The following is a 9,360-nucleotide window of genomic DNA, read 5'->3' as shown; positions in this document are numbered from 1 at the left end:
CTGCGCAACGAGCTACGCGACCTGAAGCGGTCCAGCCTCGACCGATCCGAAGCCGAAGCCCTCCACGAGATGGTGGCCGAGGGAATCGAACGCATGTTCAAGGTTGGCCCTGCCGTCCAGCAGCGCATCGAGCACAGTCTGGCGACTGCCGCCCTCGATCTGCGCCGCGATACCGCCCATGCTGCCACGGAGGCGGCCAAGGACGCCATACGCGAGGCCCATTATGAAAGCATCGCCGCCGCCCGGGATCTGCGCAAGGCCGCCGGAGAGGCCCGCAGAGAGGCGTGGAGGTGGTTCGGCGGGTTCTGGGCATGGCTCGCCTCAATCGGGACTGCAGGGGCGCTTTTGGGCGCGCTGGCCGTCATCCTGATCCAAGGCCGGGGCGATGCCGAAGAGTTTGGGGATTATCCCGGCATCTACTGCCGCTCGGCAGGCGGCGAGTTCATCGATCAAACCAACGGCAGCCGGTACTGCGTGTTTCAGGTTAGGTCGCCCGCGGAACAGCCCGAATGATGATCAAAATCAGTCCTAACATCAGTAGCGCATCGGAGCGATTTAGGGCTGTCCATGCCGCCATGAAGAACGTCATACGCAATCTACCGACAACCCACATGCTCAGGCAGGTTGCTTCGTCTCTCCATCATCAAAAAACGATGTGATGGCAGCGAGGACGGTGTCCGGTTCGGCAGGCTTCAGGATGAAGCCTACGGGGTTCGACACGGCAGCGGCCTCCTGAACCTCATCGGTGATGCTGCCGCTGACGAACAGGCTGGGCACACCATGGCCCCCCCAGAGCTCTTGCGCGGTGGTCACGCCGCAGCTGCCATGCGCAAGTTCGATATCCATCGTCGCGAGATCGATCGTATGCGCCTCGGCCAGCCGGAGCGCACTTTTCATGTCCTTGGCAATACCGACGACGGTAAGACCCGCATCTTCGAACGTCGCAGCCAGATCGAGCGCCAACAGAGTGGTATCTTCCACGATAAGGATATGATGGCACATGGGGGATCCTGCTCGGGCGCTCTTCGACGCTCTTTCTTGTCAAATGATAAAGCTGCGAAATGTTCCGGCCAGCGAAAGATCAGAACAATTTACCCCCTGCGGCATGTGAGGACACACCTGAACCCATCAGGTGCATAGTCGAGAGACACGTCCCCGTCGAACTCTGCGGCCAGCAAGCGCTTGATGAGGAATGTTCCAAAGCCCTTCCGGGAGGGGGCGGTGACCGGCGGCCCCCCGGATTCGTGCCACCGGAAAGTGAATGCCGAACCACTGGCATCTTCATGGATATCCCAGTCGACCACCACCTTTCCACCTGCGGCCGAGAGCGCCCCATACTTGGTGGAATTGGTCGCAAGCTCGTAGAGCGCCAACGTGAGAGCGAACGTTTCGTTGTCATTCAGATCGATGTCGGGACCTGTCGCACAAAACCGGTTCTCCTTGCCATCGATGCGGGACAAGGCATGGGACACCACCTCGGCAACCGTGGCCTCGCTGCGGTTGCGCAAAGACAGGATCTCCTGTGCCCGCCCCATTTCACCAAGCCGCTCGATCAGCTTCGCGCGCAACTCCTCCAGGGTTGTGCACGAGCGCGCGATCTGGTTCACGATGGCCGATATGAGAGAATAGGAATTCTTCATGCGGTGAACGAGTTCGCGGTTGCTGATCGCCGCCTTGCGTTCGAATTTCACCCGGTCGGTGGTTTCCATGACCGTGTGCATGAGTCCCTGTACCCGCCCGCGTTCATCCACCACCGGACCGTACGAGAAGGTAAAGAAGACATCCTCCGGGCCGTCCTCACCCCGGTCCATGGTGACCCGGAAGTCCCTGAGGAAGGTCGCAGTTCCGCCGAAGGCCTTTTCCGTCATGGGGCCGATGCTGTCCCAGGCGTCCTTCCACATGACCGAACAGGGCTGGCCCAGGCAATCGCCCTTATCTCCAAGGATCGGCACGAATGCATCGTTATAGATCGTGAGGCGATCCGGTCCCCAGCACAGGCATTTGGCAAAGCCCGAGCGCAACACGAGGCCAACCGCAATTTTTAGCGCCGGGGGCCAGTTCGATATGGGCCCAAGGGAGGTGGACGCCCAGTCATGGCTGGCGACCTGCCGTCCCATCGGGCTGTCCATGTCGATGAATGACAGCTGGTCCAGATCCATAGTTTGATCATCCATAGACATTCCGCCTCGGCATCGAATGATGATCTGTCGTCATGGCACAAGGCAGGATTGTCAACAAGCGCAGGATGCCAACTAAGATGCACGCTTGGATAAATGGCACTTAGAGCGGAACGGAACCTCTTGGAAATTCGCCTGTTATCTATGCAACCGGCCTGCGCCGGGAGAAGATTTGGAGAACTACATTGATTAAACTGCTCGCCTCCACCGCTGTAGTCGCCATGCTCGTGTCGCCGGTTGTCGCCCAGACGACAACGCCACCGGTCGCGACCACGACGTCCGACACGTCGGCCACGGGTTACAATTACACCCTCGCGACCGGCGATAAGTCCGCTGAAACATTCATTGGCAAGCGTCTGTATGTGTCGGAAGTCGATATCGACGTGAACGCCGAAATGACAGAAGTCGACCAAGACTGGGATGACGTCGGCGAGATCAGCGATCTGGTTATCGGCGAGGACGGTCAGGTGAAGGCGGTTCTAACCGACATCGGCGGTTTCCTTGGTATGGGCGAGAAAACCGTTGCCGTCTCGATGGACGACTTGGTTGTCATCCAAGATGGAGACTCGCCGAACGACTATTTCACCGTCTTGAAGTCGGATCGGGCCGCGCTTGAAAGCGCCCCCGAGTTCGAATGGCCGGAAGCAGAGTAACTCACGACAAGTGATCCTAAAAAGCGCGGCAACTGCCGCGCTTTTTTATGTGGTTCACACCGCAACCAAGGCACAACCTTTAGAAGAGATGCTGCACCCTTTGACTGCGTCACATAAATTCCGATCCGTCGCGGACCGCTCCTCAGGGTTGATCCGGTCCGCCGTATCAGAGGATCAGATCACGAGCTTCGGAGATCGTCAGCCACCTTTGCTCGATGACCATCGCCCGGTGGATTGCGCGATGGCAGCAAGCACAAAGAAGCGACAGATCGGAAAGCTTCGTTTTGCGCTCTCCGGCTCTGGCTAGCGGGACGATGTGATGAGCTTCGAAAATTGCCTCTTCCAACTCTGCCTTGATGCCAGGCCGAGATAGAGTGCATATTTCGCATTGCAGGCCAGTCACTCTCCTCGCCTCGAGCAGCATCTTGCGAACCTTCGGGTTGCGTTCTCGTCTGACGTGGATTGCCGTCAGAAGTCTCCCTTCGGGAAGCTCCTCGATTTCTTCAGGAATATCTTCCGGCGTAATCGTCTTCATGCCTTTGCTAATAGCGTCAGCAAGGTCTCGAACCGCGGCCGGTCGGGATCCATATCTGTCCCACACTTGGCGATCTGTCTTTGACACGTTCGACAGGCCTCTGCCGCTGTCGAGCTGCCGGAGGTTCATAAGCTTGAAGCCAACGCCGTCCGGATTTCTAAACGACGGCTGTTTGGCCGCTTCGAGATGATAAGGCATCGATCGCAGAACCGCAGAGAGAGCCTGGATTTCTGGGGAGCGAGGAGAAGGGACGTTTCGGTCAAGGCGCAGATAGAGGTCCAATGCGAGAATAATCTCATCATGGGTCCAGTTAGGATTTCCGTGTCCTTTGGTTTTCGCCATTTTGCCCTCTCAGCACGACAGGGCTTAGTGTGCAGGCGTCAGGGATGATTTCATAGGAATATTGGACCCGTGGACAGTCTGCTTGGAATGTCCGAACGGGCCCCAGCGGATCCAACCGCAAGCCGCTGCACGTCAGCGCGGCGCAGCTTCGGGTGCCGGGGCGCTGAACTGGTCGATCTTGATCTGGCGATCCGGAAAACGGGCCACGATGTCCAGCTCCCCGCCCATCGCCTGGATGAACCGGCGCAGGGTGCCGATGTACATGTCGGTGCGCTTTTCCATCTTGGCGACCGAGGCCTGGTTGATGTGCAGGATCGCCGCCAGCTCGTCCTGGGACAGCTTCATCGCCCGCCGCACCTCGGCCAACGCCATCTCGGTTTCCAGAGCCTCGGACTTGGCCCGGGCACGTTCCTGCGCCTCCGGCGTCATCCGGCTGCGCAGCGTCGAAAAGGAGGTTCTGCCGGTCATTTTGCAATCAATCCTTCTGCCTTGAGGGCCGCGATGTGCTGGTCGTAGAGGTCATCCGCGACCGGGATCATCTCATCGTAGAACCGGTCGTTTCCAGTCTTGTCCCCGCCGATCAGCAGGATTGCCGACCGTCGCGGATCGAAAGCGTAGAACACCCGGAACGGGTCGCCATGGCTCTGCACCCGCAGCTCGCGCATGTGGTCATGCCGACTGCCGTTGATCCCGCTGGAATGCGGGAAAGGCAGGCTCGGCCCGCGGGCTTCCAGACGCTGGACGTAGGAATCCACATCTTCCTGTTCGCCTTCGGTGAGAGATCCCCACCAATCCGCGAACTCATCGGTATATTCGACGTCCCATGCCATGAGGAAACATTATGCCTTGCAGTGCATAATATCAAGCTTTGCTGTGCCTGGCGTACATCCGGGCCTTGAAGGCTTCGGGGTCGAAGGGTTGCGGCTCTCCCGAGGCTTCCCCTGCAGTCAGCGCAGCCTCCAAAGCCCGCACCTTGGCTTCGTGCTCTTCGACCAGATCCAGTTTCGTCTGCGTGGTGTCGCTGGTCATTGGGTCCTCCTGTTCTCAGCATGGCACCTTATATCAATGGCACCGATTTATCTCCCCCCAGACCCCCCTCAACCACTCGCGCTGCCATCGAGGCACCGCGAGCGCTTGGCCAACAAAAACTCCCCAGCCCGTCCGAAGGCGGGGGGTCGCCAGCGCTTGGATGCGCGCTTCCCCCCGGCGCGCAAGCGCGCCCGGACTGTGGATTTTTTGCCGTCCTTAAGATCATAAGAGAAGGGAAAAATAAACCTTTTTTATATCAATGACTTACTAGGGGGGGGTAGGACACAGCTTGTGTCCGGGGGGTAGGACACAGCTTGTGTCCGGGGGTAACCGCGAAATGACATTTCATGTCCGCACATCAACATTTTTTCTGTCCATGTAATTGCATTGCATGTCTTCTTATGAGCAGGGTACGCCCTACCCTAGGTCACACGGAGTCCTATCCCAGTGAACGACACAAAAAACCTTCCTGCGCGCGAACCCCGTGGCACTTTCGTCCAGACTGAAAGAGCAGCACACGAAGCGTGGGCCAAGTTTCTGGGGTTAAAAGGATCGGTTGCGGCCATGCGGGTAATGCACCTGCTTATGGCGCGCATGGGTGAGAATAATGCTGCAATCGTCAGCCAAGGCACATTGGCAACTATGCTGGATTGTGACGTACGTACCATCCGCCGCGCCGTGGCCATGCTCAAGGAGCATAATTGGGTAGAGGTCGTACAAATCGGGGATAGGGGGGGTGTTAATGCCTATGTCATCAACAGCAGGGTGGCATGGTACGGCAAGCGCGAAGGGCTACGGCATGCCTTGTTCACCGCCACTGTTATGGCCTCAGAAGCGGAGCAGCCCCACCGGGAGGAACTAGGTACCCTGCCTGCGCTAAACCGCGTTCCGGACCTGTTCCCTGGTGAACGCCAACTGCCGACTGGTCCAGGCTTGCCACCCACTTCGCAGCCTAGTTTCCCCAGTATGGAGCCAGACCTGCCCGCTCGCATGCGTAAAGATGGCGAGGATACCCCCTAAACTGTCTACCTCACCGTGCACCTTTACGATAGGATACCCCCATGGCGTACACTCTAGGCGAGGCGGCAAAGGCCACTGGCAAAAGCAAGACAACTATAGCCAAATCCATTAAAACTGGGCGCGTTTCGGCTTCGAAAAAGGAGGATGGGTCTTATTTGATAGACCCATCTGAGCTGCATAGAGTTTACCCTATGGACAGGACACCACAGGGTCCACCTTTACAGCAGGATACCCCACCGCACAGTAAGGTTAACACCGAACTTTCTGCCAAGATTAGAGAGTTAGAGAGCATCCTTTATGCAACCCAGCAGCGTCTAGCGGACCGCGATGAACAACTGGCACAGCTGCGTGAGGATCGAGACAGAGAAGTAGGCTACCTGCGTACGGATTTGGAGCGGTGGCAACAGCAAGCTCAGCAGGCGCAAGCTCTTCTTACAGATCAGCGCACCAAGCCCATGGTAGAACAAACGCCGCGTCGTTCGTGGTGGTCGTGGAGTCGGCGGTAGAGATAAACCCGCGCATCAGCACGGGTTTGAAGTAAGTAAACTGTCAAATTAACCGTGAGGCCGCATTACTACCTTGATGACACCATCTTTCTTATCCCGGAAATTCCGGTACATCTCCGGTGCTTCCTCAAGGCTTGCCGGGTGAGTGATGACGAAGCTGGGGTCAATTTCCCCTGCCTCAATTTTTTCTAGAAGAGGCTTAGTATAGGCTTGTACATGGGTCTGACCTGTCTTGATAGTTAGACCCTTATTCATCAGTGCCCCAATTGGTATCTTATCGCCCATTCCCACATAAACTCCAGGAATAGAAACTGTACCACCCTTACGACAGCTCATGATAGCTTGCCTCAAAACGTGAACACGGTCCGTCGCAAGGAATGCTGCCGCTTTGACTTTGTCCAATACCGCGTCGGCACCACCGTGCCCGGATGCCTCACAGCCGACCGCATCTATGCAACTATCGGGACCACGCCCGTTGGTACGTGCCTGAAGCTCATCATAGACATCAGTTTCTGCGAAATTTATTGTCTCTGCACCTCCCGCAACTGCCATAGCTAGTCGCTCTGGAACCTCATCAATGGCGATAACGCGACCTGCCCCCATCATAAAAGCTGAACGGATTGCAAATTGTCCTACTGGACCGCAACCCCAAATGGCGACAGTATCCCCTTCCTCGATATGTGCATTTTCCGCAGCCATATATCCGGTGGGAAAAATGTCAGACAAAAATAGAGCTTGTTCGTCCGTGACGTGATCCGGAATCTTAATCGGGCCGAAGTCAGCCATAGGTACTCTCAGGTATTCAGCCTGCCCGCCACAGTAACCTCCAAGCATATGACTGAAACCAAACAGTCCGGCAGGCGAGTGACCCATCGCTTTGGCAGCCATTTCCGCATTTGGGTTGGTCCGATCACAAGCAGAAAACAGGCCCTTTCTGCAAAACCAGCAGTCGCCGCAACTTATTGTAAAAGGCACAACAACACGATCGCCAATCTTCAGGTTGGTCACCTCAGACCCCAGAGCTACAACCTCGCCCATGTTCTCATGACCAAGGATATCACCGCTTTCCATAGTAGGTTGATATCCATCATAAAGATGAAGATCTGAACCGCAGATCGCACAAGCAGTGACCTTGATGATCGCGTCTCGGGGATGCTTAATCTCAGGATCTGCAACGGTATCAACCCGAACATCGCCTTTTCCATGCCAGCAAAGTGCCCGCATATTGCTCTCCTTAAATTTACAAGGATTAACGGCAGCATGTTAAAGATGTTCCGGCAGGTACGCTCCCATTACAGAATCCGTGCCAAGTGCCTGCTACAGCCCGTAGTCTGATCCTCTATCCCGCACCTTCTGCGCCTGCTCGCGCTGCTTCTCCTGTGTCTTCTGCCGCTCGATCTCGGCGCGGTGCCGGTCCTCCGCCTCGCGCCCTTCGCGCAGCCGCGCCGCAGCCTCGGCCAAGACAGATTTATCCATGCCCTGCGCCGCCGCCCGCAACCGATCTGCAAGGCTCTGCGCGGCAGCCTCCGGCTCCCGCGTAGAGGCGTACGGTTCCGCCGCTCTGGCCCGTTCCGGCTTTTGTGCTTGCCCCTGCCGCGCAGCCCATATCTCGCGTGCCTTGTCGGCTCGCTCGCGGAATCGCGCGATCCGCTGCGCGGCGACACTGGCGCCACCAGCGTCCAGCGCCGACTCCGGAACCAGCCGCTCCGCCGTACGACCCAGCCATTCGCGCACGTGGCCGGCCAACTCCTTGGCCACCTTTGCCACTTCGGCCGACCGCTCCCGCACCTCCTGCCACACCCGCACGGCAGCCACCTCGATGCCGCGCTCCTTCAATTGCCACGCTCCTGGCGACAGTTGCGGCAAGGGCGGGCGGTCCAGCGCCACCGCCCGCACCGTTTCGCGTAACGCCTCGCGCTCGTCGCCCCGTTCCCGTGCGGCATCCGCCCGTTCCAGCGCCTCGTCGCGCTGCGCCACGAGCGTGCGATGGTCGATCCGGTCCTCGATGCCGGACCGCTCCAAGGCGCGGTTGCTCTCTTGCGCCCACGCCTTGCGCCACCCTTCCAGCATCTCGACCGCGTTCCAGCCCCGGTTCTTCGCCTCGAAGCCCTCGGGACCGATCTCGCGGGTGGTGAGCAAGATGTGGGCATGGTGGTTGCGGTCGTCGCCGTCGCGCCCCGGTGCGTGGAGGGCAATATCCGCCACCATGCCGCGATCTACGAACTCCCGCTGGCAGAAGTCCCGCACCAGCTCGACCCGCTGCGCGTGGGTCAGCTCGGCGGGCAGGGCCACGCGGATTTCGCGGGCAACCTGGCTGTTCTTACGGGTCTCGGCCTCCTCGACGCGGTTCCACAACTCCGCGCGATCGGTGGCCCACTCCGGCGCATGTTCGGGGGCGAGGATCTCGACGTGATCGACACCGCCGCGCTTCGAGTAATCGAAGCAGAGGCCGGTGCGGCGATCCTCGATATGCGCGGCGCTGCGATAGGCCGCCGCCGCCGTCGCGCTGCGACCGGCGGAGCGGGAGATCACCGAAGCTCGCAGATGATAGATCGCCATATGCCGCGCCGCACTCGCTAGGGGTTTAAGGGGAATGCAGGCTCCCCTTACCCACACAAACGCAAAGCGTTTGTATAAGTGGGCACTTCGTGTTGACACCGTACCGCTTCACGCGCCACATTTCAACTTAAAGGCGCAAAGCGAAAGGGACAGGATGGCACGGACAATCGATCAGCAGATCGCGGAAGCACAGGCCAAGCTGGCACGGCTCAAGACGCGCCAAAAGGCCAGCGACACCCGCCGCAAGATCATCGTCGGCGCCATCGTCACGACGGAAGCCCTGAAGGAGCCGCGCATTGCAAAATGGCTGGCCGACGCTTTGCGCAAGAATGCAACGCGTGAGGTGGACCTGAAGGAAGTCGAAGGGTTGATTGCCGAACTGGACGCCAAGGCGCACGGCGCCGGGGTGGGTGAGGCATGAGCAAGGATCCGGCCTTTGCCCTTGTCGACGAGATCACCCTCCTGCGCAACGAGCTACGCGACCTGAAGCGGTCCAGCCTCGACCGATCCGAAGCCGAAGCCCTCCACGAGATGGTGGC

The 9,360-nt window shown here is 58.7% G+C and carries 12 protein-coding genes; 4 read left to right on the top strand and 8 right to left on the bottom strand.

Annotated elements, in window-relative coordinates; genetic code table 11:
• A partial coding sequence (locus ACSHZY_RS18475) for a hypothetical protein (protein WP_435171656.1) occupies window positions 1-513 on the top strand: 513 nt, incomplete at its 5' end.
• A 102-nt stretch (window positions 514-615) separates the two neighbouring features.
• Here the strand turns inward: ACSHZY_RS18475 and ACSHZY_RS18470 are convergent.
• Window positions 616-1,002 (bottom strand): response regulator, encoded by a 387-nt coding sequence (locus ACSHZY_RS18470; protein ID WP_435171654.1) that lies wholly within the window; start codon window positions 1,000-1,002, stop codon window positions 616-618.
• An 89-nt stretch (window positions 1,003-1,091) separates the two neighbouring features.
• Window positions 1,092-2,159, bottom strand: coding sequence for an HWE histidine kinase domain-containing protein (locus tag ACSHZY_RS18465; RefSeq protein ID WP_435171652.1), 1,068 nt, complete (start codon window positions 2,157-2,159; stop codon window positions 1,092-1,094).
• A gap of 203 nt (window positions 2,160-2,362) precedes the next feature.
• Between ACSHZY_RS18465 and ACSHZY_RS18460 the strand changes: the two genes are divergently transcribed.
• Complete coding sequence (locus ACSHZY_RS18460) at window positions 2,363-2,830, top strand: PRC-barrel domain-containing protein (protein ID WP_435171650.1); 468 nt, start codon at window positions 2,363-2,365, stop codon at window positions 2,828-2,830.
• 166 nt (window positions 2,831-2,996) lie between these two features.
• Here the strand turns inward: ACSHZY_RS18460 and ACSHZY_RS18455 are convergent, their stop codons facing one another.
• The 4 genes from ACSHZY_RS18455 to ACSHZY_RS18440 form a co-directional block, all read right to left on the bottom strand.
• Window positions 2,997-3,707: an HNH endonuclease gene (locus ACSHZY_RS18455; RefSeq protein WP_435171649.1), complete on the bottom strand. Its 711-nt coding sequence runs from the start codon at window positions 3,705-3,707 to the stop codon at window positions 2,997-2,999.
• Between the two features lie 132 nt (window positions 3,708-3,839).
• Window positions 3,840-4,175: an XRE family transcriptional regulator gene (locus tag ACSHZY_RS18450; protein ID WP_435171647.1), complete on the bottom strand. Its 336-nt coding sequence runs from the start codon at window positions 4,173-4,175 to the stop codon at window positions 3,840-3,842.
• Window positions 4,172-4,537: a type II toxin-antitoxin system RelE/ParE family toxin gene (locus ACSHZY_RS18445; RefSeq protein WP_435171646.1), complete on the bottom strand. Its 366-nt coding sequence runs from the start codon at window positions 4,535-4,537 to the stop codon at window positions 4,172-4,174. Before ACSHZY_RS18445 ends, ACSHZY_RS18450 begins: the two co-directional genes overlap by 4 nt.
• A gap of 31 nt (window positions 4,538-4,568) precedes the next feature.
• Window positions 4,569-4,736, bottom strand: a complete 168-nt coding sequence (locus ACSHZY_RS18440; protein ID WP_435171644.1) for a type II toxin-antitoxin system ParD family antitoxin — start codon at window positions 4,734-4,736, stop codon at window positions 4,569-4,571.
• A 447-nt stretch (window positions 4,737-5,183) separates the two neighbouring features.
• On the opposite strand from ACSHZY_RS18440, the gene ACSHZY_RS18435 reads away from it, so the two are divergent.
• Complete coding sequence (locus ACSHZY_RS18435; protein WP_435171642.1) at window positions 5,184-5,756, top strand: helix-turn-helix domain-containing protein; 573 nt, start codon at window positions 5,184-5,186, stop codon at window positions 5,754-5,756.
• Between the two features lie 554 nt (window positions 5,757-6,310).
• Here ACSHZY_RS18435 and ACSHZY_RS18430 read toward each other — a convergent pair.
• Complete coding sequence (locus ACSHZY_RS18430; protein ID WP_435171640.1) at window positions 6,311-7,486, bottom strand: zinc-dependent alcohol dehydrogenase; 1,176 nt, start codon at window positions 7,484-7,486, stop codon at window positions 6,311-6,313.
• A 93-nt stretch (window positions 7,487-7,579) separates the two neighbouring features.
• The gene (gene mobQ, locus ACSHZY_RS18425; protein ID WP_435171639.1) at window positions 7,580-8,821 is read right to left on the bottom strand and encodes a MobQ family relaxase; all 1,242 of its coding nucleotides are present in this window, start codon (window positions 8,819-8,821) and stop codon (window positions 7,580-7,582) included.
• Window positions 8,822-8,975: 154 nt separating this feature from the next.
• On the opposite strand from mobQ, the gene ACSHZY_RS18420 reads away from it, so the two are divergent.
• Window positions 8,976-9,242 (top strand): hypothetical protein, encoded by a 267-nt coding sequence (locus ACSHZY_RS18420; protein ID WP_435171637.1) that lies wholly within the window; start codon window positions 8,976-8,978, stop codon window positions 9,240-9,242.
• Window positions 9,243-9,360: the final 118 nt, after the last annotated feature.

The organism is Falsirhodobacter sp. 1013 (assembly GCF_051195255.1).
Classification (GTDB): Bacteria; Pseudomonadota; Alphaproteobacteria; order Rhodobacterales; family Rhodobacteraceae; genus Falsirhodobacter.
Note: the sequence above shows the minus strand (reverse complement) of the source record. Positions and strands in the feature narration are given on the sequence as shown.

Excerpts from the sequence above, each read along its gene's own strand:
- ACSHZY_RS18430 (WP_435171640.1), bottom strand. The coding sequence starts at position 7,486 with ATGCGGGCACTTTGCTGGCATGGAAAAGGCGATGTTCGGGTTGATACC.
- ACSHZY_RS18455 (WP_435171649.1), bottom strand. The coding sequence starts at position 3,707 with ATGGCGAAAACCAAAGGACACGGAAATCCTAACTGGACCCATGATGAG.
- ACSHZY_RS18445 (WP_435171646.1), bottom strand. The coding sequence starts at position 4,537 with ATGGCATGGGACGTCGAATATACCGATGAGTTCGCGGATTGGTGGGGA.
- ACSHZY_RS18440 (WP_435171644.1), bottom strand. The coding sequence starts at position 4,736 with ATGACCAGCGACACCACGCAGACGAAACTGGATCTGGTCGAAGAGCAC.
- ACSHZY_RS18420 (WP_435171637.1), top strand. The coding sequence starts at position 8,976 with ATGGCACGGACAATCGATCAGCAGATCGCGGAAGCACAGGCCAAGCTG.
- mobQ (WP_435171639.1), bottom strand. The coding sequence starts at position 8,821 with ATGGCGATCTATCATCTGCGAGCTTCGGTGATCTCCCGCTCCGCCGGT.
- ACSHZY_RS18465 (WP_435171652.1), bottom strand. The coding sequence starts at position 2,159 with ATGGATCTGGACCAGCTGTCATTCATCGACATGGACAGCCCGATGGGA.
- ACSHZY_RS18450 (WP_435171647.1), bottom strand. The coding sequence starts at position 4,175 with ATGACCGGCAGAACCTCCTTTTCGACGCTGCGCAGCCGGATGACGCCG.
- ACSHZY_RS18470 (WP_435171654.1), bottom strand. The coding sequence starts at position 1,002 with ATGTGCCATCATATCCTTATCGTGGAAGATACCACTCTGTTGGCGCTC.